Origin of the sequence: Leptotrichia massiliensis (assembly GCF_900104625.1) — a bacterium.
Classification (GTDB): domain Bacteria; phylum Fusobacteriota; class Fusobacteriia; order Fusobacteriales; family Leptotrichiaceae; genus Leptotrichia; species Leptotrichia massiliensis.
On record NZ_FNVZ01000004.1, the window covers coordinates 404311 to 430050 of the forward strand.

At 30.0% G+C, this 25740-nt stretch carries 23 protein-coding genes and 1 tRNA gene; 22 read left to right on the plus strand and 2 right to left on the minus strand.

Annotation, left to right across the window (positions count from 1 at the left end; all coding sequences use genetic code 11):
• Positions 1 to 88: 88 nt before the first annotated feature.
• The 14 genes from BQ5344_RS12120 to BQ5344_RS03275 all read left to right on the plus strand — a co-directional run bounded on the left by BQ5344_RS12120 (position 89) and on the right by BQ5344_RS03275 (position 13923).
• Positions 89 to 442, plus strand: a complete 354-nt coding sequence (locus tag BQ5344_RS12120; RefSeq protein ID WP_158662989.1) for a hypothetical protein — start codon at positions 89 to 91, stop codon at positions 440 to 442.
• 787 nt (positions 443 to 1229) lie between these two features.
• Complete coding sequence (thrS, locus tag BQ5344_RS03215) at positions 1230 to 3140, plus strand: threonine--tRNA ligase (RefSeq protein WP_071124130.1); 1911 nt, start codon at positions 1230 to 1232, stop codon at positions 3138 to 3140.
• Between the two features lie 187 nt (positions 3141 to 3327).
• Positions 3328 to 4095, plus strand: a complete 768-nt coding sequence (locus BQ5344_RS03220; protein ID WP_083378178.1) for a Bax inhibitor-1/YccA family protein — start codon at positions 3328 to 3330, stop codon at positions 4093 to 4095.
• A 107-nt stretch (positions 4096 to 4202) separates the two neighbouring features.
• Complete coding sequence (locus BQ5344_RS03225; RefSeq protein WP_071124131.1) at positions 4203 to 4802, plus strand: hypothetical protein; 600 nt, start codon at positions 4203 to 4205, stop codon at positions 4800 to 4802.
• Between the two features lie 516 nt (positions 4803 to 5318).
• Positions 5319 to 5705 carry a pyrophosphohydrolase domain-containing protein gene (locus BQ5344_RS03230; RefSeq protein ID WP_071124132.1) on the plus strand — a complete coding sequence of 129 codons (387 nt, stop codon included), beginning with the start codon at positions 5319 to 5321 and terminating at the stop codon, positions 5703 to 5705.
• A gap of 295 nt (positions 5706 to 6000) precedes the next feature.
• The gene (rpmB, locus tag BQ5344_RS03235) at positions 6001 to 6258 is read left to right on the plus strand and encodes a 50S ribosomal protein L28 (protein ID WP_026745386.1); all 258 of its coding nucleotides are present in this window, start codon (positions 6001 to 6003) and stop codon (positions 6256 to 6258) included.
• Between the two features lie 24 nt (positions 6259 to 6282).
• Positions 6283 to 6359, plus strand: a tRNA-Arg gene (locus tag BQ5344_RS03240).
• 330 nt (positions 6360 to 6689) lie between these two features.
• Positions 6690 to 7277: a GNAT family N-acetyltransferase gene (locus BQ5344_RS03245; protein ID WP_071124133.1), complete on the plus strand. Its 588-nt coding sequence runs from the start codon at positions 6690 to 6692 to the stop codon at positions 7275 to 7277.
• A 239-nt stretch (positions 7278 to 7516) separates the two neighbouring features.
• Positions 7517 to 8719 carry a phosphoglycerate kinase gene (locus BQ5344_RS03250; RefSeq protein ID WP_071124134.1) on the plus strand — a complete coding sequence of 401 codons (1203 nt, stop codon included), beginning with the start codon at positions 7517 to 7519 and terminating at the stop codon, positions 8717 to 8719.
• 298 nt (positions 8720 to 9017) lie between these two features.
• Positions 9018 to 9284, plus strand: coding sequence for a preprotein translocase subunit YajC (gene yajC / locus BQ5344_RS03255; RefSeq protein WP_071124135.1), 267 nt, complete (start codon positions 9018 to 9020; stop codon positions 9282 to 9284).
• Positions 9285 to 9331: 47 nt separating this feature from the next.
• Positions 9332 to 10459, plus strand: a complete 1128-nt coding sequence (locus BQ5344_RS03260) for an N-acetylmuramoyl-L-alanine amidase family protein (RefSeq protein ID WP_071124136.1) — start codon at positions 9332 to 9334, stop codon at positions 10457 to 10459.
• A gap of 123 nt (positions 10460 to 10582) precedes the next feature.
• Positions 10583 to 11131 carry a GerMN domain-containing protein gene (locus BQ5344_RS03265; RefSeq protein ID WP_021768222.1) on the plus strand — a complete coding sequence of 183 codons (549 nt, stop codon included), beginning with the start codon at positions 10583 to 10585 and terminating at the stop codon, positions 11129 to 11131.
• A 215-nt stretch (positions 11132 to 11346) separates the two neighbouring features.
• Positions 11347 to 13173 (plus strand): peptidylprolyl isomerase, encoded by a 1827-nt coding sequence (locus BQ5344_RS03270; RefSeq protein ID WP_021768221.1) that lies wholly within the window; start codon positions 11347 to 11349, stop codon positions 13171 to 13173.
• A gap of 87 nt (positions 13174 to 13260) precedes the next feature.
• On the plus strand, positions 13261 to 13923 hold the full coding sequence (locus BQ5344_RS03275; protein ID WP_071124137.1) for a tRNA1(Val) (adenine(37)-N6)-methyltransferase: 663 nt from the start codon (positions 13261 to 13263) through the stop codon (positions 13921 to 13923).
• A 94-nt stretch (positions 13924 to 14017) separates the two neighbouring features.
• Here BQ5344_RS03275 and tpx read toward each other — a convergent pair whose 3' ends face one another.
• Together tpx and BQ5344_RS03285 are read right to left on the minus strand one after the other, a co-directional pair.
• Positions 14018 to 14536 carry a thiol peroxidase gene (gene tpx, locus BQ5344_RS03280; protein WP_071124138.1) on the minus strand — a complete coding sequence of 173 codons (519 nt, stop codon included), beginning with the start codon at positions 14534 to 14536 and terminating at the stop codon, positions 14018 to 14020.
• Between the two features lie 79 nt (positions 14537 to 14615).
• Entirely contained in the window at positions 14616 to 14990 is a 375-nt protein-coding gene (locus tag BQ5344_RS03285; protein ID WP_021768218.1) for an ArsR/SmtB family transcription factor, read from the minus strand.
• A gap of 172 nt (positions 14991 to 15162) precedes the next feature.
• Between BQ5344_RS03285 and BQ5344_RS03290 the strand changes: the two genes are divergently transcribed.
• The 8 genes from BQ5344_RS03290 (at position 15163) to BQ5344_RS03325 (ending at position 25670) form a co-directional block, all read left to right on the plus strand.
• Positions 15163 to 16020 (plus strand): hypothetical protein, encoded by an 858-nt coding sequence (locus BQ5344_RS03290; protein ID WP_021768217.1) that lies wholly within the window; start codon positions 15163 to 15165, stop codon positions 16018 to 16020.
• Between the two features lie 308 nt (positions 16021 to 16328).
• Positions 16329 to 17306 (plus strand): ABC transporter permease, encoded by a 978-nt coding sequence (locus BQ5344_RS03295; protein ID WP_071124139.1) that lies wholly within the window; start codon positions 16329 to 16331, stop codon positions 17304 to 17306.
• Entirely contained in the window at positions 17306 to 18271 is a 966-nt protein-coding gene (locus tag BQ5344_RS03300) for an ABC transporter permease (RefSeq protein ID WP_071124140.1), read from the plus strand. Before BQ5344_RS03295 ends, BQ5344_RS03300 begins: the two co-directional genes overlap by 1 nt.
• Before the next feature lie 349 nt (positions 18272 to 18620).
• Positions 18621 to 19670: an ABC transporter ATP-binding protein gene (locus BQ5344_RS03305; RefSeq protein ID WP_071124141.1), complete on the plus strand. Its 1050-nt coding sequence runs from the start codon at positions 18621 to 18623 to the stop codon at positions 19668 to 19670.
• Complete coding sequence (locus BQ5344_RS03310; RefSeq protein WP_071124142.1) at positions 19670 to 20620, plus strand: ABC transporter ATP-binding protein; 951 nt, start codon at positions 19670 to 19672, stop codon at positions 20618 to 20620. Before BQ5344_RS03305 ends, BQ5344_RS03310 begins: the two co-directional genes overlap by 1 nt.
• 51 nt (positions 20621 to 20671) lie before the next feature.
• Complete coding sequence (locus BQ5344_RS03315; RefSeq protein WP_071124143.1) at positions 20672 to 22273, plus strand: peptide ABC transporter substrate-binding protein; 1602 nt, start codon at positions 20672 to 20674, stop codon at positions 22271 to 22273.
• A gap of 108 nt (positions 22274 to 22381) precedes the next feature.
• A complete protein-coding gene (locus BQ5344_RS03320; RefSeq protein ID WP_071124144.1) occupies positions 22382 to 23971 on the plus strand; it encodes a peptide ABC transporter substrate-binding protein in 1590 nt (529 codons plus the stop codon).
• Positions 23972 to 24080: 109 nt separating this feature from the next.
• Complete coding sequence (locus BQ5344_RS03325) at positions 24081 to 25670, plus strand: peptide ABC transporter substrate-binding protein (protein ID WP_071124145.1); 1590 nt, start codon at positions 24081 to 24083, stop codon at positions 25668 to 25670.
• The last annotated feature ends 70 nt before the right edge of the window (positions 25671 to 25740 follow it).

Consider the following 25740-nt stretch of genomic DNA (forward strand, 5'->3'; position numbering starts at 1 on the left):
TATATATAACATATTAATGTTTATTGCATATGGTGCTAACTTTCATTCCTGGTATAGTATACCTTTTACTGAAATAGGTTGTGTGATTTTGACTATGACATTTCTTATGGTTAGCTATCTGGTTCTCGATATGTCAAATGATGAACCTACAGAAATTTCTCGAAATAGGTCATATAATTCTGACATATCATCGGGTCAAGGATTATATGCTGAATATTCTAGTTATTTTTTTCAAGCGATAACTTATGATGAGTTTCTAGAACGTCGTGAATATCAATCATTTGATGAAATTACAAGAGTTGACAATCTGCTGAGCCTTAATAATGAGGCTGAATTATATAAAGACGACGAGCGAGAGAGGGAACTAAAAGAGAAACTCGAAAGTTCATACACTAGTAATATTGAATGGGATTATCATACAGGCGAATACGTGGAGAAATAACATTTTAATTGTTAAACAAAATATATTTACAGATATTTCCTTATTTCTGACTTGCTCCAACATTTCAGAATCCTCTTTAGATAAATTAATAACCTTGATAGGTCGTCCTACACTATTGCCCGTTTTTCTTCTAAATTTCCTACCTGATCCATTAACGGGCATATTTCTTATACCGTCATTAATTCTTTCAATAAATATAGTTTTTTCTCGTTCTGCTAAATATATTTAAAAATGGAATAACAACTACATTTACAATTTCATTTTTCTTAATCACCGATTTTATGATTTAAAAGCTACTGATTAATTACAATTATATTAACTTTCATATCTTTAAGTTTTGTATAAAGTTCTGTAACTTCTGTAAAATTTCTTCAAAGTCTGTCAATATCAGTAACAAGATATAGACTACCCCAATATCGAAGGGGACTAAAACTGTAATGTGCATCAATTAAGATAATTATATTGATATAGACCACCCCAATATCGAAGGGGACTAAAACCCCAGTTAAATTGCTCTATGCTTTTTACTTTTGATATAGATCACCCCAATATCGAAAAGTGATATTTAATAAAAATAACTTTTGAGTGAGAATAAAATTTCAATTCTTGCTCATTTTTTATTGTTTTTTGAATATAGTTGCTTGGTTGTTCTGAAATGCAAATTTTTGGAGACGTTTTAAATTTTTAGGTTGAAAAAAAATAAGAATTATACTATAATAAATAATTATGCGATTAGGCTAACTAGAGCCTAATTTTATTTGACAAAAGAGAGAAAGAAGGAATCGAAATGATAGAAATGATTTTGCCTGATGGTAGTAAAAGACAGTTGGAAAATCCGATGACTGTTGTGGAATTTGCAAAAAGTATTGGGAGCAGTCTTGGGAAGGCAACCGTTGGGGCGATAATTGACGGTGTGCAAGTTGATCCATCTCATATTATTGACAAATCTGGAACAATTGAAATAATTACTAATACAAGTGAAAAAGGGATAGAAATTATAAGACATAGTGCGGCACATATTATGGCTCAGGCTGTGCAAAGACTTTTCCCGAATACAAAGGTTACGATAGGGCCTGTTATTGAAAATGGATTTTTTTATGATTTTGACCCTGAAAAACCGTTTACTGAAGAAGATTTAGCAAAAATTGAAGAGGAAATGGCAAAAATTGTAAAAGAGAATTATGAATTTAAAAGAAGTGAAATGACTGCCGAAGAAGCAAAAAAATTCTTTGCTGAAAAAGGTGAAACTTATAAAGTTGAGATAATTGAAGACTTGGGTGCAGATAAAGTTAGCATTTATCAGCAAGGTGAATTTATAGACTTATGCCGTGGAACACACATTCCATCGACTAGCTACCTAAAAGCATTTAAGCTAATGTCAACAGCAGGAGCTTACTGGCGTGGAGATTCAAACAATAAAATGCTTCAAAGAATTTACGGAGTGGCTTTTGCGACAAAAAAAGAGCTGGATGACTATTTGACAATGATGGAAGAGGCTGAAAAGAGAGATCACAGAAAATTAGGAAAACAGCTTGACTTGTTCTTTGTAGATGAGCATGGACCTGGATTCCCTTTCTTTATGCCAAAAGGTGTGGAATTATTTAATAAATTGCAAGAAATCTGGAGAGTTGAGCATAAAAAAAGAGGTTATCAGGAAATAAAAACTCCAATTATGCTAGATAAGGAATTGTGGGAAATTTCTGGACACTGGTTCAATTACCGTGAAAATATGTATACATCAACAATTGATGAAAAAGAATATGCAATAAAGCCTATGAACTGTCCGGGTTCAATAATTGCCTACAAGAATAACTTGCATTCATACAAGGATTTGCCATTGAAATATGGAGAAATGGGGCTTGTTCACAGACACGAATTTAGTGGAGCTTTACACGGACTTATGAGAGTTAGAGCATTTACACAGGATGATGCCCACGTTTTCTGTACTAAAGAGCAAATTGAGGAACAAATTATCGAAATTATTGATTTATATGATAAATTTTACACTGTATTCGGATTTGAATACCACATTGAATTGTCAACAAAACCTGAAAAAGCAATAGGTTCAGACGAAATATGGGAAATGGCTGAAGCAAACTTGAAATCAGCTTTGGAACATAAAGGAATTAATTACAAGTTAAATCCTGGAGATGGAGCATTCTACGGACCAAAAATCGACTTTAAGATGAAAGATTCAATCGGAAGAATCTGGCAATGTGGAACAATCCAGTTAGACTTTAACCTTCCAGCAAGATTTGAAATGAGCTATATAGGTGCAGATGGTGAAAAACACGAGCCAGTAATGATTCACAGGGCAATGTACGGAAGTTTGGAAAGATTTATTGGAATCTTGATTGAACATTACGCAGGAGCGTTCCCAACTTGGCTAGCGCCAGTACAAGCAAGAATCCTGACAATTTCTGACGAACAGGTGCCTTTCGCAAAAGAATTGTTTACAAAACTTCAAGATGCAGGAATCAGAGTAGAGCTTGACACAAGAGTAGAAAAAATTGGATACAAAATCAGAGAAGCAAACGGAGACCAAAAAATACCAGTTCAACTAATAATTGGTAAAAATGAAGTTGCAAACAACGAAGTAAATGTAAGAAGATTTGGTTCACAAGACAGTAAAAACGTATCAGTTGATGAAATTATCCAAACTTTAAAACAGGAATCTTTTGTTCCGTTTTCAAAATAAAAAATAAGATTAAGTAATTTAACTGATAAATAAAAGTCTTTTTTAAAAAATAGCAGTTATAATATTATGGTGGCTTGGGTATAAAATTTTAAGTTAAAATTCTATAAAAATTAATAGTAAATTATTCAAGTTACTAAAATAAATTATTTTTAAAAATAAAAAAGACTAAACTAATGAGGTGATTTTTATGAGAAATGATTATGATGAATTGGAAACTTACAATCATAATAACGATGATTACAGCGAATATAACGGACAAATGGCAATGACTTACGATGATTTGAATAAACTTGTAAGTTCAAAAGTACGTGGAAGTATGATGTGGATGGTGCTAGGACTCCTTCTGACAGGAGCGTCAGGATTTTTTGTTTACCGTGGACTGGCAGCAGGAAGTCCAATTGCTTATGGAATTTTGAATATGTATTGGGTATTTGCTATTATAGAAGTAGCTATGGTATTTGGCTTTACAGCATTAATTTATAGAGCTAACTCAAGTACATTAAGAATAATGTTCCTTACATACTCAATATTAAATGGGCTGACACTTTCAGTTATTGGTCTTATATATGCTCCAGAAATTATATTTTCAGCATTTTTAGGAACATTATCAATATTCGTAGTTTTAGCAATTTATGGATATTTCACTAAAGAAAATTTAACAAGATTGACACCAATATTATTTGCTGGATTAATAGCATTAATTTTAGTTAGTATTATAAATATTTTCTTACAAAGTAGTGGATTGGATATATTTATATCTGTAATAGGTGTAATTATTTTTACAATTTTTATTGCGGTTGACGTAAATAGAATAAAAAATAATATTATTGGATACGCAGTTCACGAAGATTCTGATATTTTGAATAAAATTGAAATCGTCGGTGCGTTAAACTTATACTTAGACTTTATAAACTTATTCCTATACATCTTAAGACTTTTAGGAAGAAGAAGATAAACTTGTAATTTAATAAAAATATAAAGGGTTATTTTGGGATTATTGACATTAAAACTGTTTACACAATCCTGAAATAACTCTTATTCTATTTATTAAAGGGGAAAATTTTGAAAAAAAACAAAAAAGTTGACAATAAAACATCAAAAGAAATACAAATTTTTATAACCGAAGAAATTTTAGCAAGCAGAATATGGGTATTTTCAGGAATAACAATTTCAATTTTATTGTGTATGCTATTAAAAAGCTACATGATTTTTGAACTGGATAATATAATTTACGCTATAAGAAAATTAGAACTGCCAGATGTAAAAGGAATATTTCTTATACTCTTATTTGTATTAGAAATTCTGTTTTTATTTACCTTACCAATAACACTATTAAATAAACAAAAAAAGAATATAAAGTCTGCTTTAACAGTCCTATCACTAATAATGGGGCTAATCCTAGCAATTTTTTACAGTAAACTTTTATTTTTTTTCACACACAAAACTGTTGTCGCTGGAATAATGATTTTATTAGCACTTATATTGGCAGTTTTATTAATAAAAAAAGACATAAAAGATATGCAAACTAGGATATTAAAAAAAGTAGAAGAAAACGATACTGAAATTTTGGAAAAAATAAGATTCTTTTCAGCAGTTGTACTGTATTCTGATATTGCAAAAGTTTTGACTTTGTATCTTTTACTGATGTTAATAATAAAATAATTATTTATGAATAGATATTTTTCTATGTTTTATATTTTTTCTTTTCTACACGTAAAGGAGGTCAGTCACTATCCCTTTATTTCATAAATGAATTTTATAATAAATTATCAAGTAAAATTTCATTAAAGAAAAAATAACTGTTTGAAATTTTGGACTAGATTTTTAAATTAAGTAAAATTGTCTATACTAAATCCTGTTTTAGATAAAGAATTTATTACAAACTTTTCTAACAAAATATGAAAACCTAGTATTTGTGAATAATTACAATATAGTTAATAAACCAATGGAGCTTTTATTTGTTCAACTACGACTGTCTAACGACTTTTTGGAATTGTGCAAATAAAAGTCAGAGTCTAGCCATAAGTATTACATAGTAATCTTGCCACAATTTTAATTATCAAGATAAACCTTTACTGCAAGATGAGGATTTGTCAAAATTAGCAATCCTGCAAAATAAATAAAATAAAATGATTATTATTAAAAAATAAATAAAAAATTTAGAAAGGAAAGATAGTAATGAAAAGAAAAATAGAATGTGTTGAAGAATTTCACAGAATTTATAAACTTGGAAATTCTGATAAACCAATTGGAAAATTGGAAAATGGACTGGAAAAATTGAGATTTGACTTAATGAAGGAAGAAAACGATGAATATTTGGAAGCGGCTAAAAGAGGGGATGTTGTGGAAGTTGCAGACGCTCTTGGGGATATGCTCTATATCCTTTGTGGAACGATAATTGAGCATGGGATGCAAGACGTTATTGAAGAAGTGTTTGAAGAAATACATCGAAGTAACCTTAGCAAGCTAGATGAAAATGGAAAGCCAATTTACCGTGAAGACGGGAAAGTGATAAAAGGACCAAATTATTTCCCTCCAAACTTAAAACAATTTTTTGAAAAATAAAATTTATAATACTTAATTTAATAACTATATAAATTTAAAATTTAAGAAAATTGAGCATAATTTTTGAGTTTAGTTTTAAAGTTTTTTTTCTGAAATGAAAAAATACTGATAATAACTTGTAAAAATTTGCAAAATATGATAAAATAGGTTCCGATATGTAAAAATAATTTTAACTGAATAACGATTTTTTCTAAAATAGTTAAGTTAATATATTATAATAAAAAACAGTAAATAACTGTTTTAAAAAATAAAGATGAAAGGAGAACTACTAAAATATTTAGTAGAGGTGAATAAAATGCAAAGATGCGAAGTTTTTGGAAAAACAGTAAGCCACGGAAATAGAGTAAGTCACTCTCACAGAGCTACAAAAAGAATTTGGAGACCTAATTTGCAAACAATGCTTTTAACTATTAACAATGAAGAAGTTAGAGTAAGAGTTTGTACAAAAGCAATGAAAACATTAAAAGGGAAAAATGCTGATCAAGTTAAAAAAATCTTGTTAAAAAACAAAGAAACATTAAGCCCTAAAATTTTAAAAGTATTAGCAAAGTAAGTTTTTTATAACTTACTTTTTTGTGTACCCGTAGCTCAACTGGATAGAGCGTCTGACTTCGGATCAGAAGGCTTGGGGTTCGATTCCTCACGGGTACGCCATTTTATGTGAAGAATTATTTAACAGAATAAACAGATATAAGGACTTTAACGTCCCTATCTAAATATTTTTTTGAACAGTTTTAACCTTTAAAATAGGGCTAAAGCTGTTTTTAATTAAAAAGTTTTTACAAATTTAAAGCGTGTATTGAAAAAAGTAATAATATTTCTATTATAGCAGTTCTAGTTTAAAATAAGAGTGGAAAGTTAGGTTGTATCTAGCTAATCCATTGTTTTTTATATATCATAAATTGCAATATTAATTGTAACATTTTACCAAATTTTAAATAGATTTACGATAATAACGAAAAACAGATATGTGAAGGTGAAAAGATGGAATTAAAAAAAGAGAATTTAGTTTTTAGATTTGCAACTGAAGACGATGCAGAAAAAATTTTGAAAATTTATAAACCGTATATTGAAAATACCACAATTACTTTTGAGTATGAAGTACCGACTATTGAGGAATTTAGAGAAAGAATTAGGGAAACTTTGGATGAATATCCGTATATTGTATGTGAATGTGGAAATGAGATTGCTGGATATGCTTATGCACATAAAATTTGGACTAGAGCTGCTTATCAGTGGGATGCTGAGCTTTCGGTCTATACCGATAAAAAGTTTGCTGGAAATGGAATTGGAAAAAAACTGTATAAAATTTTAATTGAAATATTACAATTACAGAATATTGTGAATGTTTATGGGCTTGTAACTTATCCTAACGAAAATAGTGAAAAGCTTCATGAGTATTTTGAGTTTAAAAAGGTTGCCTTTTTTGAGAAAACTGGATATAAATTTGGACAATGGATTGGTGTTACTTGGTTTGAAAAGGCAATAAATTTCCATTTTGAAAATCCTGTGTTAGTAAAGAAAATATCAGAAATTGATAAGAATAAGATAAAGAAAATTTTGGAATTATAAAAAATTAAATGTAAAACTTAATTATAAAAATAATTTTTCAAAAAATTTTAGCATATATAAAATTAAAATGTATTTTGCTTGTAATATGGAATTGATTAGCTTTTGATTGTCTTGTTTTAAAGGAGCTTGACGAGATTTTAAGTTTGTGTGTTAAACTACTTGAAAATCAGTGTAAAGAGTGGTATAATTCAAGTAGATAGAATTGATTTTAATTAATAAATTTAGGAGGATATAACAGAATGGCTAAAAAAACATTAAAAGATTTAGATGTAAAAGGTAAAAAAGTGTTAGTAAGAGTTGATTTCAATGTACCAATAAAAGATGGTGTTATTGGAGATGATAACAGAATTACAGCTGCATTGCCTACTTTAAACTATATTTTAGAAAATGGTGGATCAATTATAGCATTTTCTCACTTAGGAAAAGTTAAAGCTGAAGAAGACAAAGCTTCTAAAACTTTGGAACCAGTTGCTAAAGCATTGGCTGAAAAATTAGGAAAACCTGTTAAATTTGTACCAGTAACAAGAGGAGCAGAATTAGAAAATGCAGTTGCTGAGTTAAAAGCTGGAGAAATTTTAATGTTTGAAAACACTAGATTTGAAGATTTAGATGGTAAAAAAGAATCTAAAAATGATCCTGAATTAGGAAAATACTGGGCATCACTTGGAGATGTATTTGTAAATGATGCATTTGGAACTGCTCATAGAGCACATGCTTCAAATGTAGGAGTTGCTTCAAATATTGCTGAATCAGCTGTTGGATTCTTAATTGAAAAAGAAATTAACTTCATTGGTGGAGCTGTTGATAATCCTGAAAGACCATTAGTAGCAATTTTAGGAGGGGCAAAAGTTTCTGATAAAATTGGTGTAATCGAAAACTTATTAGATAAAGCTGATAAAGTAATCATCGGTGGTGGAATGATGTTTACATTCTTAAAAGCTCAAGGTAAAAACACTGGAAAATCTTTATTAGAAGAAGATAAAGTTGAATTAGCAGCTTCATTAATTGCCAAAGCAAAAGACAAAGGGGTAGAATTAATCTTACCTGTAGATGCTGTTGTAGCAAAAGAATTTAGTAATGATGTAGAATTCAAAACAGTTTCAGTAGATGAAATTTCTGACGATGTAATGGGATTAGATATAGGTGCAGAATCTGTTGCATTATTTAAAAAAGCGTTAGAAGGTGCAAAAACAGTAGTATGGAATGGACCAATGGGTGTATTCGAAATGTCTAATTACGCTAACGGAACAATCGGTGTATGTAAAGCAATCGCTGAATTAAAAGATGCTAAAACAATCATCGGTGGAGGAGATTCTGCAGCTGCTGCAATTCAATTAGGATTTGCTGATAAATTCTCTCATATTTCAACAGGTGGAGGAGCTTCAATGGAATACTTAGAAGGAAAAGTATTACCGGGAGTAGCTGCAATTTCAGAAAAATAATAACAATGATAACTAACTTAATTGACTAAATTAATTTAGTTGACTAAAAATAATTTTTTCATTTTAATCACGAAATGGCTGTCTTGAAATTAATTTTTTGAGATAGTCATTTTTTTGGATTAAATTTTATAAAGGTTTTACTATAACTTTAAAAAAACTATAAAATAATTTTTTAAAAAATTGAAACATAGCTTAAATTATGTTATAATTAAAAATGATTTTAAAATTAAAGAAGGAGGAAAGTATAAAGTTAAATTTGTAATTTTAAAAATTATAAATTTCATTATACAAAATAGAAATGGACAAAAATTCAATAGGTGTAATATTAATTTATGTAGCGTTTATGGCAGTGTTAATTTTGCCAACATATTTTTCAAATAAGAAAAAAAAGCAACAAAAAACAGCATTGCTGGAAAGTTTGAAGGTTGGAGATAAAATAATAACGGTTGGAGGTATCAAAGGAAGCATTACAAATATCTATGATCAATCGGTGGAAATGAAAATAGATAAAAGTGCGAGAATGGAAGTTATGAAATCTGCAATCGATAGATTAGAAAAAAAATAAAATGTATGGTTAGATATTAATTTTAATTAAAAAATTAGGAGGACAAAATGAAAAAAGTATTATTATTTTTATTATTTTTCGTAAGTGCTATTACATTTTCTGATACTTTGAAAAATATATCATACAGTAATGGAAAAGTCATCGGAACATTTAGAGAAAATAATCAAATCAAGCCAAATGCATCAGTTACAAAACTAGGAAATGAAGATATTTTAATGCTAAGTTTTCCAAACAGTGAAATGGAAAGCAGTGTTCAGGCATTTATTAATCAAAATGACCAGTATATAAGTAAAGTTTATACAACTCAAAGTAACGGAATGGTTGTTGTTTATGTGTACTTAAAACCATCTGTAACCTACCAAGTTGTAAGTAGAACTGGAGAGTTTCAGGTAACATTAGGTGGCGGACAAACAGCGTCAAGAAATAACTCTTCTCAAACATCAAGATACACAACAACACAAAAACAATCAACTACTAATACACAAACAGCACAAACTCAAACACAGCCAAATACTTCTACTGGAAATAAAAAATATACAATTGTTGTCGATGCAGGACATGGTGGACATGATTCGGGAGCAAGAGGAAATGGTTACAATGAAAAAGATATAGCGTTACAGGTGGCAACAAAACTAGCTAATAATTTGAGACAGGATTACAATGTTATTATGACAAGAAATTCAGACTTTTTTGTACCATTAGATACAAGAGCAAAAATTGGAAATGATGCAAATGCAGACTTTTTTATAAGTATCCATTTGAACTCAAGCTCAAGCTCATCAGCGAACGGAACAGAAGTATTCTATTTTAGCAAAAAAGATCAAGGAAGTTATGCTGCACAAGTGGCAAAATTTGAAAATAAAGTTGATGGAAGCTATGGAGATGTACCATTTTCAGACTTTATCTTAAATGACATTTTTTATAGAAAAAATCAAAAAACAAGTCAAGCTATAGCAGAATCTGTATTGGATGGACTTATAAATTTAACAGGTCTTAGAAGAAGAGGAGTTTTTGGAGCAAACTTTGCAGTACTTCGTGGAAGTAACTCGCCATCAATACTTGTAGAATTAGGATTTATGAATAACTATTCTGACTTATCCCACTACTTGACACCAGAAGGTCAAGAAAGTGCAGCAAGTACTATTGGTAATGCAATAAGAAAATTTTTCAAATAATTTATAAAACACTTTAAATTAAACTAAAAAGTTTTGATTATTTTACTTAATCTCAAGTATTATTTAATTTTATTAATTAAAATGTAGCGGATTAAAGTATATTATCCAAATTAGGAGAAATTTATGCAAAAACAAGAAAATTTAAATGAGGAAAAAACTAAAAAGAAAAAAAGTAACTTCCGAAAGAATCTTTTCGTAACATTACTTTTTTTTGGAACAGTCGCAGTTGTTCTTGTAAATCGTTATGATAGAAAGCATAGAAGTAAGATTCATGTAGAGGTGGATAAGAACTTGGTGCAGGAAACGACGCAAGAAGAAGAAGCTCAGAATAAAATTTCCATATTCGTATATAATCCCTCTACAAAAACAGTAAATGAGCGAGAAATCGTAGTTCCTCGACAAATGAACCTAATAGAAGGAGACTTTATAAACGGAATTATCCGAAATTCAGATTATATCTCAGAAGATATGAAATTTAGAAGTGCATACAATCTTAGAATTGATAACGTAAACACTACAGTTGTTAAACTAAATGCACAATTTGCAAATCTAAAAAGAGAGCCTGAACTGTTTAATGGATTTTCTTTGGCTGTAACAAATACTATATTAAAGAATTTCCCCAATATTCAAAGTGTTGTAATTCAAATAGACGGGGAAACAAATACAAGATAATAAATAAAAAAATATTAGTAAAGTGACAGTTAGATTTATAAAATTAAAAAAATAAGTAATTTTTGAGCTGTTTTGATATTAATGGAAAATTTGTTAATATTACGACAGCTTTTATTTTTGAATTACCTAATTTTTATTCAAAAAATAATAGAAAAATAGTATTTTATATGCTATAATGTTTAAATGATTAAAGAAAAGAGAAAGGAAGATAAATAATGGGACTTAGACAGCACAAAAAGGCAATTCAGATTGGTTCTGCAATTATGATAGGAATATTTGCTATATCTATGCTTGTTACTGGAATATTATTTTTAAAAAATAATGTTTTTGGTGAAGCAGGTGGTAATAGAGAAGTAATTGCAACAGTCAATGGAACAAAAATTTATCGTGATGATTTTGAAAGAGAAAGTTTGGGGTTAAAAAATCAATTAAGTGACTTAAATCAACAAAAAATGCAGCAATTATCACAAGCAGGAATACCCACTGAAAATCTAAAAAATGTTCCTGATAATATTATCAACGAATATGTTTTACAACTTATGATTCATAAGGAAATTTTGCTTTCATCAGCAAAAAATTTAGGAATAAAAATAAGTGGAGCAACTGTTGAACAAGACTTTAATAGTTATCAAAAACAATCAAAACTAGGAAAACAAGAGTTCGCTCAATATTTAAGATCTGTTGGATATAATGTTACTTCATTTAAAAAAATGATAAAAGATCAAAAAACAATTGAAAAAATGAGAGAAAAATTATTTGCAAACGATAAAATTACAGATGAAGAAATAAAAAAAGCATATGAAAGAAATAAATATACTCAAGCATTTTTAAATCAAGATTTTGAAGATGTGAAAGAACAAATTAAAGAAAATATGACACAAGATAAAGATATTATGATTTTAAATTCGTATCTTGCCAAAGCTAAAGAAAAAGCTAAAATTGTATTTAAAAACAAAGATTTTGAAAAAATGTACGCTAATATGACAACTACTGTAGCACAAAATGGAGAATACAAATATACAAATGAATCATTAAATGAACAAATTATAAATACAGTTTCACAAACACAACAAGGTTATTCTGATAAACTTGTAAATGACTTGAAAGCTACATTAAAAGTAAACTTAGATAAATTTGTAAAAATTGCTAACAAAGCTAAAGCTGCGGGAATAAAAGCTGATCCAGATTTAGTAGGAGTAGATCAGTTAAGAGATTATTCACAAAAATATTATAATCATTTAATCGATACTTATAAACCTGATGATGCAGCATTACAAGCTAAATTTAATGCTAAAAAAGACAGTTACAATATTCCAAATAGTATTGGAGGTTATGTAATCGGAGAAGAATATCAGGCTGGAGAAAATGATTTTCAAGCAGCTAAAAAACAAGCTGAAGATATTATGAAGACAACAACTAAAGATAATTTCGCAGCTAAAGCTAAAGAATTTTCAAAAGATCCTGGTTCAGCGAATAATGGTGGAAGTCTAGGAGAAACAGCTGATTTATCACAACTTGTTCCAGAATTTGCAAATGCAGTTAAAAAAAGTAAGGCTGGAGATATTGTAGGTCCTATCAAAACTCAATTTGGTTACCATATTATTTATATTCAAAGTAAGGATGCAAAAAATGAAAATGTTGCAAAAGTTAGTCATATTTTGATAACACCAACTATTTCTGAAGCATCAAAACAAGAAGTTATTAAAAAAGTTCAAGCTTTAAAAGCCGAAATTGAAAGTAAAAAAACTACTTTTGAAAATGTAGAAAAACAAGATAAATACAAATTCAGCATTAAGGAAAGATTCAAAAAAATGGTTAAGTCGGATGCAATTCCTGGAATTGGTAAAAATGACGAATTAATGAATCAAATATTTGCACTACAAATAAACGGAATTCTTGATAGAAATGATGCAACAGGGTATTACTTGATAACTAAAACATCTGAAATACCATTTACACAAGCTACATTTGAAAATTCAAAAGAGCGTGTAAGATTGGAACTTGCACATGAATATGCAGATAAACAATTAGAAATTATGTAAAATATAAACTTTTGAAAACTGTTTCAATACTAAAATGTTTGGGACAGTTTTTATTTTTAAAATTTTTAATTAAAATTAGGAGCTGAAATGAAATATATTGAATATTTGGAGAGTGTCAATAAAAAAATGATTGTGAAAGAAAAAGGTTTAAAAATAACACAGGATGCTATTTTACTTTCAGAATTTATAAAAAAATACTTTGAGGCAAACTACAAAAATATAAAAGAGAAAAAAAAATTTCTAGAAGTTGGAGCAGGACAAGGAATAATTTCTCTATTGCTTTCTGAAATGAATGCTGTTTCAAAAATTTTTGCAGTAGAAATTCAAGAAGAAATATTTAAAATATTAAAAAAAAATGTAGAAATAAATAGTTTAAACGAAAAAATTATACCAATTAATAAAAATATAAAAAATATTCAAAAAGAATATGATTTTATTTTCTCAAATCCCCCATATAAAAAGACTAATTCTGGAAAAATGCCAGAAGATAAATCAGAAAAAATTAGTAAATATGAAATTTTACTTACGTTGGAAGAACTTTTTCAAGAAATAAAAAGACTTTTAAAAAACTATGGAGAATTTTTTGTAATTGTGCCAAATAATAGGTTAAATGATGTTTTTAGATATATCTACAAGAATAACATGAATATTTTGACGATAGAAGTTAATAAATATAAAAAAACAGATTTAGTAGTTGTACACGGTAGAAAAGGAGGAAAGATAAATTCTGGAATTGAAATTAATGTATAAAAAATAAAAAGGAATTATTTCTAGTTTAAATTAGTCCTAATTCCTTAAATAAAATTTATTATTTAGATTTTTATATTTGTTCCATTTTAAAAATCTATTTAGTTAATTCTTTTATTACTTCCAACGCTTTTTCATAATCAGGATGTTCTCCAACTTCTGATACATATTCTAGATATCTTATAACACCATCTTTGTCAACAATAATAGTTCCTCGTGATAATAATCTTAATTCTTTTATTACAAAACCATATTTTGTTCCAAAGTCTAATTCTCTGTGATCTGAAGCTGTTAAAGCATTTGCAATACCTTTATCCGCACAGTATCTTCCAAGTGCAAATGGTAAATCTGCTGAAATCGTTAATAGTTGGACATCATCTCCAAAACTTGCAGCTTCCTGATTAAATCTTGCTAACTGTAACGCACATACTCCTGTGTCAACTGATGGAAACACAGCTATTACAACAACTTTTCCTTTATAGTCGCTTAATTTTACTTCCTTTAGTTCTGGCGATAAAACTGTAAAGTCAGGTGCTGTATCTCCTGTTTTTACCTCATTTCCAACAAGAGTTATTGGATTTCCTTTAAATGTTACTTTATCTTTAATCTCTGCCATTTTATTACCTCCTTTATTTTTTGTAATTATAACATATTTTATATTATTTGTATATAAAATTATAAAAATAAATAAAGTATCATCTTTTTTCTAAAATATGTGTCATTCCTTGCTCCACAATATGCTTTATATGCTCGTCTTCAAGCGAGTAATAAACAACTTTACCTTCTTTCCTATGTTTTACAAACCTCCCCTGTTTTAATACCCGAAGCTGATGTGAGATAGCAGACTGTGTCATTTTCAAGAGATTTGCAATATCATAAACGCACATTTCCTCATGAAACAAGGCACTTAATATCCTCATTCTAGTCGTATCTCCTAATATCTTAAAAAAATCCGCCAAATCATAGATAACTTCCTCTTTAGGCATCAATTTTTCTACTTTTTCCACAATTTCTTTGTGAATAGTCTTTGTTTCATAACTTGTAATTTCTTCTTCCATTATTTTAGCCATTTTCCCTCCCAATGTTTGGAATATATGTTATTATTATATCACGTATTGAGATAACTTCAAAATTAGATTTTTTCTTTTATTATCTAAGATAAAAAAAAGTGAAAATCTATTAAAAAATTACTATAATGTAGTAAAATTACTTTAGTATTTTTAATAAAAAAGGAGTATATTTATGAAAAGAAATAAATCTAAATTATTAATTTTAGCGTTTGTTATAGCAATTTCGATTTCTTCATTTGGGCTTTCTAAAAAAAATATGACAAAAACTACCCAAAAACCTGAGGTTGTGGATACAAATAAAAAAGCAGGACTTACAATTTCAAAAGCTGAACTTGATATTGTGGCTGAGAAAATTTTTAAAAATGAAGCTGGAGGAAAAAAAGAAGATCTTGTTTACTGGAATACTGGAGAAGATTTTCCATCACTTGGGATTGGACATTTTATTTGGTATAAACAAGGGCAAAGAGGAAGGTTTGCAGAGAGCTTTCCGCAACTTGTAGATTATTATAGAAAACATGATATAAGATTACCTAAGATTATTGAAGAAAATAGCTATTCACCGTGGGAAAGCCAAGAAGAGCTTTTTAAACTTAGAAGTGTTGGAAATACTGATATTGTTGAATTAACAAATTTTCTTTACAATACAAGGGCTATTCAAGTCTCATTTATTTTTGAGCGGCTTGAAAATTCTTTAGAAAAAATGCTGGAAGTAGCTAATAATCCAGAAAATGTAAAAAAACAATTTTACCGTGTTGCACAATCTCCAAATGGGTTATATCCGTTGATTGATTATGTGAATTTCAAAGGCGAAGGGACTTCTCGAACTGAAACTTATAAGGGAGATGGCTGGGGACTTCTTCAAGTTTTAGAAAATATGAAAGGTACTGGTAGTGGAAAAGCAGCACTTGAAGAATTTAGTAACTCTGCAAAATTTGTGCTTGAAAGACGGGTAAAAAATTCTGACCCTTCAAAAAATGAAAGAAAATGGCTAGCAGGATGGTTAAATCGTTGTAATACATATAAAAATTGAGTTTAAAATAATAAAAACAATTTTTTGTTTAATTTTTTAACATTAAACCATTTTAAAATTTTAATAGGATAACTATAATTTTTAAGTTAGATATTGTTACTACAATGTTATTTTGAAATAGTCTAAATTTTTATTTGGACTATTTTTTTGTGAAAATTGTTAAATATATTATATTTAGAGAACCATTATTTAAGCATAAAAAAAATTAATAGTAAAAAAAATCACATTATAAACAAAATTGCTTGCAAATATGACTAGGTATAAGATATAATATAGGTATATAAAAATTTTTGCGAAAGGAAGCGAGTATGAAAAATATTTTAAAGTTTTTAATTAAAAGAATCGCAATGGGGCTTGTAACGTTGTGGCTAGTTATTACTATTACATTTTTTCTAATACATATGTTACCTGGTGATCCGTTTCAAAGTGAAAAAGCGATTCCACCTAAAGTAAAGGAAAATCTAATGGCAAAATACCATTTGGACCGTCCATTGGGAGAACAATATGTTGAATATCTAAAAAACATAGCAAAAGGAGATTTGGGAGCATCCATGAAAGTTCGTGGAAGAACTGTTAATGATGTTATTAAGAAAAGTTTCTTGACATCAGCAGATTTGGGAACCAGATCTATTATCTTTGCATTGGCTTTAGGAATTCCACTTGGAATTGTTGCTGCTCTGAAAAGAGGAAAATATCAGGATAGGTTAGCGATGATTGTAGCTATAATTGGAATATCTGTACCAAGTTTTGTATTGGCTGGGTTAATGCAGAAATATTTTGTGGATGTACATAATGGGATTTTAATAGATCAGTATAATTTACCACTTATAAGAATTTTACTGTCTGGATGGGATAGACCTGAGAAAAAAATATTGCCAGTTGTTGCACTGGGACTTTATACAGTGGCATTGATTGCACGTTTATTAAGAAATAAAATGATCGAAGTAATGGGACAGGATTATATAAGACTGGCTATTGCAAAAGGAGTTAAACCAAAAAATATTGTATTTAGGCATGCTTTAAGAAATGCAATTTTACCAATTATTACAATAATGGGTCCAACAATTGCAGCAGTTTTGACTGGTTCATTTGTAATTGAAAAAATGTTTTCAATTCCAGGATTGGGAAAATATTTCGTAGACAGTATCAACGACAGAGATTATACGATGGTACTTGGAGTTACAGTGTTTTATGCGATATTCCTTATCATAATGATGATACTTGTTGATATTGTGTATGTTTTAGTTGATCCTAAAATTAAACTTGGAAAAGGAGATGAGATATAGTGGCAGAAAATACAAAAAAAATTATAACTGAAAATAATTATATCCCGACACCTGAAGATTTTGAAATCGTGGGTGCAAACACTACTCAAAGTGAAGTAATTTACAAACCAAGTTTAACATTCTGGCAGGATGGATGGAGAAGATTCAAGAAAAATAAATTGGCTTTGTCATTTTTGGGAATAACTCTTGTTTTCTTATTTTTAGCAATATTTGGACAAAGTTTGACAAAATATTCTTATCGAGCTCAAGACTTATCAGCTAAATTTTTAAGTCCAACAAAAGGGCTTGGAAAAGGACATTATTTGGGAACTGATAACCTTGGACGTGACTTGTTTGCAAGACTTTCACAAGGAATAAGAATTTCAATGGAATTATCGTTGATTACAGCTGCAATCTGTGTTGTTTTCGGAACAATTTATGGGGCTGTATCAGCATATTTTGGCGAAATTATCGATACAATAATGACTAGAATTGTAGAAATCTTACTAATTATTCCATCAATGATTTATATAATTTTATTAATGGTTGTAATGGGAAATAGTGTAAAAACAATAATTATCGCAATGTCTCTTACAAGATGGTTAAATTATTCACTATTAGTTCGTGGAGAAGTCCTAAAAATAAAGGAAAATGAATTTGTATTAGCTTCAAAATCACTTGGTGGAAACTTTTTATGGATAACTCTAAAACACTTAATTCCAAATACATTAAGTGTAATAATAATAAGACTTACAACAGATATACCAAACATTATCTTTACAGAAGCATTTTTAAGTTTCATTGGACTTGGAGTACCAATTCCACAGGCTTCACTTGGAAACTTGGTATTTGATGGTTTCGTAAATATGACTTCATATCCATATTTATTCATTATTCCATCAGTTGTAATTTCATTAATTACATTGGCATTTAATATAGTTGGAGATGCTTTAAATGATGCATTGAATCCAAAATTAAGAGATTAAAAATTTAAAAATTTTATAAAAAACGTCGTGATTTTTTGGAAATAAAATTGACTGTTTGAGCGAAGTTTTACGTAGCGAGTTTCAATTTTGTTTTCAAAAAATGCTTAGACAAGCCAGGGATAGTGCGTAGCACTTTCGCCATTCTTTTTAATATGCTGTTATTTAAATATGTTAAAATAACTATTATTGCGAAATAAAGGGAAATGGCGATTGATACCCTTGCTTAAATAAATTAAATTAATAAATTCAATAAAGAAAAAATATTTATTAATCAAAAAGGTTTTTATCTAAGTTTTTTTAATATTTTAAAATATATAACAATCCATATTAATACAGAGAGGATTAGAGAATGGGAAAAAAATTATTAGAAGTAAAAGACTTGAGTGTTTCTTTTAATACTTATGCTGGAGAAGTTCAAGCTCTTAGAGGTATTAGCTTTTCTGTAGATCGAGGAGAAACACTTGCAATCGTTGGAGAGTCTGGTTCGGGGAAATCAGTTACCGTACAGACAATTATGAGATTAATACCAATGCCTCCAGGAGAAATAAAAAATGGGGAAATACTTTTTGAAGGCGAAGATTTAGTAAAGGCTTCCATTGAAAGAATGAGAGAACTTCGTGGTGGAAAAATCGGGATGATATTTCAAGATCCTATGACATCACTTAATCCAACGATTAAAGTTGGAAAACAAATTATGGAAGGAATTTTGATTCATAAAAATGTAACAAAGGAAGAAGCAAAGCAGCAAGCCATTGAAATGCTTAGAAAAGTTGGTATTCCTAAACCTGAAGAAAGATTCCATCAATATCCGCATGAATTTTCTGGAGGAATGCGACAAAGAGCAGTTATAGCCATTGCTCTTTCGTGTGAACCAGACTTATTGATTTGTGATGAACCAACAACGGCTTTAGACGTTACAATTCAAGCACAAATACTAGATTTGATAAATGAACTGAAAAAAGAATTAAATATTGCCGTAATACTTATAACACATGATTTGGGAGTGGTCGCTGAAACTGCCGACAGAGTAATTGTTATGTATGCTGGAGAAAAATTGGAAGAAGCTCCTGTTAGGGAACTTTTCAAAAATCCAAAACATCCTTACACTTGGGGACTTTTGAAATCTTTACCAAGACTGGATATGAAAATTGGAGAAAAATTAGCTTCTATTCCGGGAACTCCTCCAGATTTATTAAAACCACCTGTAGGAGATCCATTTGCACCACGTTCTGAATATGCAATGAAAATTGACTATGAAAGAAAACCTCCAATGATTGATTTAGGAAATGGACATTTTGTAAAATCGTGGCTTTATGTTGACGGTGCTCCAAAAATAAAATCTCCTTTTGAATCAGAGGAATCTGATGAATTAAAAAATGAAGGAATGGAGGGGAAATAATGTCAGTTAACGAAAATAAAAAAGAAAAACTAATAGAAATGAAAAACTTAAAAAAATATTTTCCAATGAAAAAAAGACAAGTCTTAAAGGCTGTGGAAAATGTTACAATGGACATTTACAAAGGTGAAATTCTAAGTCTTGTAGGAGAATCAGGTTCTGGAAAAACTACACTTGGAAGAACTGTCAGTAGACTTTATACAAAGACAAATGGAGATATTTTATTTAACGGAAAACCAGTAGAATCTTATGGAAGAAAAGAATTTACAAAAAAAGTGCAGATGATATTTCAAGATCCACAAGCCTCGCTTAATCCAAGAATGACTGTCGGAGATATTATTGCTGAAGGAATTGATATTCACAAGCTAGCAACTTCAAAACAGGAAAGAATGGAAAGAGTTTACAGCCTTTTGGAAATTGTTGGACTAAACAGGGAGCATGCGAGCCGTTTTCCGCACGAATTTTCTGGAGGACAAAGACAGAGAATTGGGATTGCAAGAGCATTAGCCGTTGATCCAGAAGTGTTAGTGTGTGATGAGCCAATTTCAGCTCTGGATGTGTCAATTCAGGCACAAGTTGTAAATTTATTAAAGGACTTGCAAAAAGAAAGAAATTTGACTTTACTATTTATCGCACATGATTTGTCAATGGTAAAATATATTTCAGACAGAGTAGCAGTTATGTATCGTGGAAAAGTAGTAGAACTGGGAACTCCAGAAGTTGTTTACAGCGACCCTGTTCATAGCTATACAAAGTCTCTTATTTCCGCTGTACCAATAGCAGATCCTGATTTCAAGAAAACATCAAAAATTGATATGGATGAATCATATTTAAGAAGTCCAATGGGAGATGCTTCTGAAATAGGTATTATCCCTGAAACTCCTGAATTAACTGAATATAAGCCAGGACACTTTGTGGAAACTTCTTTTTTAAAGGAAAAAGGGCTTATTTAATAAAATAAAGTAACAAAAAATATAATAAACAATTTGGAAAGGAAGTATTCTATGAAAAAAACTTTTTTAGTATTTTGCTTAATTGTATCAATGTTTATTGTTTCTTGCGGGAAAGGAAGCAAAGCTGCTGGAAATTCCGTATCATTCAATATGGAAGCTGAACCGACTTCATTAGATCCACAAATTTTGACTGATATGAGCGGACTTTTTATTACAAGCATGACTTATGAAAGCCTTGTAAGATTGAATGATAAAAATGACATTGTTCCTGCTGGAGCTGAAAGCTGGACTAAGTCAGATGATGGGAAAGTATGGACATTTAAAATTCGGCAAGGGATGAAATGGAGCAATGGAGATCCAGTTACAGCTAAAGACTACTACAATGGTATAAAAAGAGGAATAGAACCAAAAATAGCCTCTGAGTATGCATTTCTTGCTTATTATATTGAAAATGCGGAAGATTACAATACTGGAAAATTAAAGGATTTTGAAAAAGTTGGGATAAAGGCAAAGGACGACTACACGCTTGAATTTACATTGTCACAACCTGCACCATTCTTTTTAAAGACATTAATTATGCCAATCTATTTCCCGGTTAATGAAAAGGCGTTGGCTTCCAATGGAGATGGATATGCAACTGAAGCTAACAAGTCTATTTACAATGGACCGTTTATAATGGAAACATGGGTACACGACAATAAAGTTGTTATGAAAAAAAATCCTAACTACTGGAATGCTAAAAATATAAAGGTTGATACACTTACAGGTTTAATTGTAACTGACTTTGAAGCCGCTACAAATCTTTTTGAAAATAAAGAATTAGACTTGACAAAAATTTCAGTTGAAAAAATGGCAAACTATGAGGGGAAACCTGAGTTACATAAATTTCCTGATGGAAGAGTTTATTACTTAGGATTTAATACGTCAAATCCTGTACTGAAAAATCAAAAGGTAAGAGAGGCGTTATCTCTTGCAATTGATAGAAAAGAACTTGTAAATAGTATCTTAAATGGAGCTGGAATTCTAGGTTCTGGAATTGTTTCAAACGGAACAGCTGGTGAAAAAGGCGACTTTAGGGAAGAATCTGGAGATTTATTTGCAGAGTATGCAAAGATTAATGTAAAACAGCTGTTTGAAGAAGGGCTAAAAGAGCTGAATATGACTCCTGCACAAGTTAAATTACATTTATTGGTAGATGAAAATGGAACTGGTAAAAAGGAAGCTGAATTTTATCAATCTCAATGGAAGGATAAATTGGGAATTGATGTAGATGTGGAAGTTCTTACTAAAAAAGAAAGAATTGCACGTGCAAAAGCTGGAGAATTTGAAATTGTAAGATATGCCTGGGGACCTGATTATGCAGATCCTATGACTTATTTGGAAATTTTCCACTCAAAGGCAAAGGATATTAACTTTGCTAAATATTCAAATCCTGAATATGACAAATTAATTGACTTGGCTAAAGTTAATCAAGACAATAAAACTAGAATGGATGCGATGAAAAAAGCGGAAAAATTGTTAGCAAATAACTTTACATATTCAACGCTTTATTACGAAGTGGGGGTTTATTTGATAAATCCTAAGTTAAAAGGCGTTGTAATACGTTCAGTTGGAGATTCTATTGATTTTTATAACGCATCTATAACAAAATAGTATCCATATTTTCCATTCAAATAAAAATTATCTGAGTGGATAACTAAAATTAATAACGAAAAAAATTTACTAAATTTATTTGAACAAAAAGAAAGGGTGAGTGCGGATATGAAGAAAATATTACTAATCTTTACAATATTACTGGCTTTCGTAATTTCGTGTGGAAGAAGCGGAGATTCAGAAACCTTGAAACTCAACTTAAAGGAAGAGGGGAAATCTTATGATCCGCAGCTTGCAAATGATTCAACAGGAGAATTTGTGGATTCACTTATCGCTGAAACATTGACAAGACAGTCAGAAGATGGAAAATCTCTTCCTGGTGTGGCAGAAAAGTGGGAACACAACGAGAATTCAACAGTGTGGACATTCCACTTGAGAAAAAATGCAAAATGGAGCAACGGAGACCCTATTACTGCTAAAGACTTTAGAGATGGATGGATTAGAGCATTAAAGCCTGAAACGGCAGGAGAATATGCAGATAAATTATTTTACATAAAAAATGCCGAACAATTTAATGCAGGAAAAATTAAAGATGAAAATCAGCTTGGTATAAAGGTTGTTGATGATTACACATTGGAAGTTACATTGAACAATCCGCTTACATACTTTGATTCAATTGTAAGAATACAGACTTATGCTCCTCTTAATAAAAAATTCTACGATAAAGTCGGAGAAAAGTATATGACATCTCCTGAAACGTCAATTTCATCAGGTGTCTACACAATAAAATCCTGGACAAGAGATTCAGAAATTGTATTTGAAAAAAATGAAAATTATTGGAATAAGGACAATATCAAATTAAAATTTGTAAAAATGTTATTCATAAATGACGCAAATGCCAGTGTAAATGCCTTTAAAAATGGAGAAATTGACTCAACAAACATCTCTATCGAGCAGGCTAAAGAGTTTAAAAATGATAAACGTAAATTACTTACAAAAGACGGTTCTGTATGGTATATGACGTATAATATGAAAAATAAAGTTCTTGCAAACAAAAAAATTAGGCAAGCGTTGTCACTTGCAGTAGACAGGGAAAAATTAATTACCGATGTTCTTGACAATACAGGAGAAGCAGCTTATACTTATACTACAAAAGGAGTAGGAATTACAGGCGTTTCAAAAGATTTCTCTGAAGAAGCAGGAAAAATTTTCCCAGCTTATAATCCACAAAAGGCAAAACAACTGCTAGCTGAAGGATTAAAAGAGCTAGGATTATCAAAATTACCTGATTTAACAATGATTTTCAATGATTCTGGAAATAATAAGGTTATTTCTGAATATATCCAGGAAAGTTTGAGAACAAATTTAGGAGTAAACCTTAAAATCGAAGGAATGACATTCCAGTCAAGACTGGATAAAATGGAGCAAAGAGATTATGAAATCGCCCTTGCAGGCTACAATGGAGATTATAACGATGCAATTACCTACTTGGACAGATTCCTGACAAAAGATGGAAACAACTATTCAGATTACTCGAACTCTCGTTACGATGAACTTGTGAAAAAAGTTAAAAGCTCCGGAAATCAGGAAGAAAGAGTAAAAGATATGATTGAAATGGAAAGAATAATTGCAGAAGATATGCCTGTGGGATTACTTTACTACAGACAAAATACAAAATTACTGAATCCAAGAGTTCATAATATTGTATTCAGTCCAATAGGAAAAGATTTTGTACTTGATAATACTTACATAAAATAGTTAATTAAAGATAAATACAAATTTAGGATACTGCTTAAATGTATGTTTCTAAAGCTGTTTATTATAATTTTATTTGTAAAAAAATATATAATATAGAAGGAGAATTTTTATGAAAAAGATGTTATTTTTATTGATGATGTTAGTTTTCATCATGTCTTGCGGAAAAAGTGGAGGAAGCGCCAAGACGTTTACTTTAAATCTGACGGATGAACCAAAATCTATTGATCCGCAAATATCAACAGATATTGGAGGAGGGACTGTCAACGATCTTTTAATGGAAGGATTGACTAGAAAAGGGAAAAATGGAACATTTGAGCCAGGACTTGCTAAAAATTGGGAAAAATCAGAAGATGGGTTAAAATGGACATTTCATTTGAGGGATAATCTAAAATGGAGCAACGGTGATCCAATTACTGCCCAAGACTTTAAAAATGGGTGGCTTCGTGCATTAAAACCTGAAACAGCTTCTGAATATGCATACATGCTTTATCCAATAAAAAATGCAGAAAAATATAATAAAAAAGAAGGAACTGCCGAAGAAGTTGGGATAAAAGTTATTGACGACAAGACTCTAGAAGTAGAACTTGGAGCTCCAGTTCCATATTTTGACAGTCTTGTAGCATTTAAAACTTATATGCCGTTAAATCAAAAATTCTTTGATGAAACAAAGGAGGCGTATTTTACAGAATCTGATAAAACTATGTCTTCAGGTCCCTATACTATGGAAAGCTGGACACATGGCTCAGAAATAGTATTCAAAAAAAATCCTAATTACTGGGATGCGGATAATGTAAAAATAGAAAATGTTGTATATAAAATAATTCCTGATAATAATTCAGCATTAAATGCGTTTAATAACAAGGAAGTAGATGTAACTTCAATTACAGCTGAACAAGCCAAAGGATTTAAAGACAATCCAAGACTAATTTCAAATAACGATGGGTCAGTGTGGTATCTATTATTTAACTTTAATAATAAGACACTAGCAAATGTAAAAATTAGAAAAGCTCTTCTTATGGCAGTTGACAGAGAAGGTTTAGTAAATAACATATTAAATGGATATGGAACTGCTGCAAAAACTCTTGTTCCAAAAGGAATTGGAATAAAAGGATTAAATGACAAAGATTTCACAGAGGAAGTTCCTACTTCAATATTAGGATATAATCCTCAAGAAGCTAAAAAATTACTTGAAGAAGGACTTAAAGAAACAGGAGCTACAAAATTCCCTGATATGTCTATGTTAATTAATGAAAGTGGAAACAATAAGGTTATTGCAGAATATATTCAAGAACAGTTAAGAAAAAATTTAGGTATTGAATTAAATCTGGAAATAATGACTGCTCAAGAAAGATTCTCAAGAATGAAGCAAAAAAACTTTGACTTAGTTCTTGCAGGATGGTCTGGAGATTATCCTGATGCAATTACATACTTAGATTTATTTGAATCAACAGGTGGAACTAACTATGGTTCATATAAAAACCCTCAATATGATGCTTTAGTTAAAACTGTCAGAGGAACAGCCGATCAAAATGTCAGAATTCCTGCACTTGTTAAAATTGAAGGAATAATCGCAGAAGATGTACCGGTTGGTGTGCTTTTCCATAGACAAAAACAATATCTGGTTAGTGAAAGAGTTCAAGGACTTGGATTTGTTGCAGTTAGTGGAGAATACTATTTTGGAAATCTATCATTAAAATAACTTAAATTATGGGGGTATCATGTTATACCCCCTTATTTATTTTCAAGAAATATTTAAAAATAGGAGGTAA

Coding starts and splice junctions, on each gene's coding strand:
- thrS (WP_071124130.1), top strand. CDS start 1,230: ATGATAGAAATGATTTTGCCTGATGGTAGTAAAAGACAGTTGGAAAAT.
- BQ5344_RS03220 (WP_083378178.1), top strand. CDS start 3,328: ATGAGAAATGATTATGATGAATTGGAAACTTACAATCATAATAACGAT.
- BQ5344_RS03230 (WP_071124132.1), top strand. CDS start 5,319: ATGAAAAGAAAAATAGAATGTGTTGAAGAATTTCACAGAATTTATAAA.
- rpmB (WP_026745386.1), top strand. CDS start 6,001: ATGCAAAGATGCGAAGTTTTTGGAAAAACAGTAAGCCACGGAAATAGA.
- BQ5344_RS03245 (WP_071124133.1), top strand. CDS start 6,690: ATGGAATTAAAAAAAGAGAATTTAGTTTTTAGATTTGCAACTGAAGAC.
- BQ5344_RS03250 (WP_071124134.1), top strand. CDS start 7,517: ATGGCTAAAAAAACATTAAAAGATTTAGATGTAAAAGGTAAAAAAGTG.
- yajC (WP_071124135.1), top strand. CDS start 9,018: ATGGACAAAAATTCAATAGGTGTAATATTAATTTATGTAGCGTTTATG.
- BQ5344_RS03260 (WP_071124136.1), top strand. CDS start 9,332: ATGAAAAAAGTATTATTATTTTTATTATTTTTCGTAAGTGCTATTACA.
- BQ5344_RS03265 (WP_021768222.1), top strand. CDS start 10,583: ATGCAAAAACAAGAAAATTTAAATGAGGAAAAAACTAAAAAGAAAAAA.
- BQ5344_RS03270 (WP_021768221.1), top strand. CDS start 11,347: ATGGGACTTAGACAGCACAAAAAGGCAATTCAGATTGGTTCTGCAATT.
- BQ5344_RS03275 (WP_071124137.1), top strand. CDS start 13,261: ATGAAATATATTGAATATTTGGAGAGTGTCAATAAAAAAATGATTGTG.
- tpx (WP_071124138.1), bottom strand. CDS start 14,536: ATGGCAGAGATTAAAGATAAAGTAACATTTAAAGGAAATCCAATAACT.
- BQ5344_RS03285 (WP_021768218.1), bottom strand. CDS start 14,990: ATGGCTAAAATAATGGAAGAAGAAATTACAAGTTATGAAACAAAGACT.
- BQ5344_RS03290 (WP_021768217.1), top strand. CDS start 15,163: ATGAAAAGAAATAAATCTAAATTATTAATTTTAGCGTTTGTTATAGCA.
- BQ5344_RS03295 (WP_071124139.1), top strand. CDS start 16,329: ATGAAAAATATTTTAAAGTTTTTAATTAAAAGAATCGCAATGGGGCTT.
- BQ5344_RS03305 (WP_071124141.1), top strand. CDS start 18,621: ATGGGAAAAAAATTATTAGAAGTAAAAGACTTGAGTGTTTCTTTTAAT.
- BQ5344_RS03310 (WP_071124142.1), top strand. CDS start 19,670: ATGTCAGTTAACGAAAATAAAAAAGAAAAACTAATAGAAATGAAAAAC.
- BQ5344_RS03315 (WP_071124143.1), top strand. CDS start 20,672: ATGAAAAAAACTTTTTTAGTATTTTGCTTAATTGTATCAATGTTTATT.
- BQ5344_RS03320 (WP_071124144.1), top strand. CDS start 22,382: ATGAAGAAAATATTACTAATCTTTACAATATTACTGGCTTTCGTAATT.
- BQ5344_RS03325 (WP_071124145.1), top strand. CDS start 24,081: ATGAAAAAGATGTTATTTTTATTGATGATGTTAGTTTTCATCATGTCT.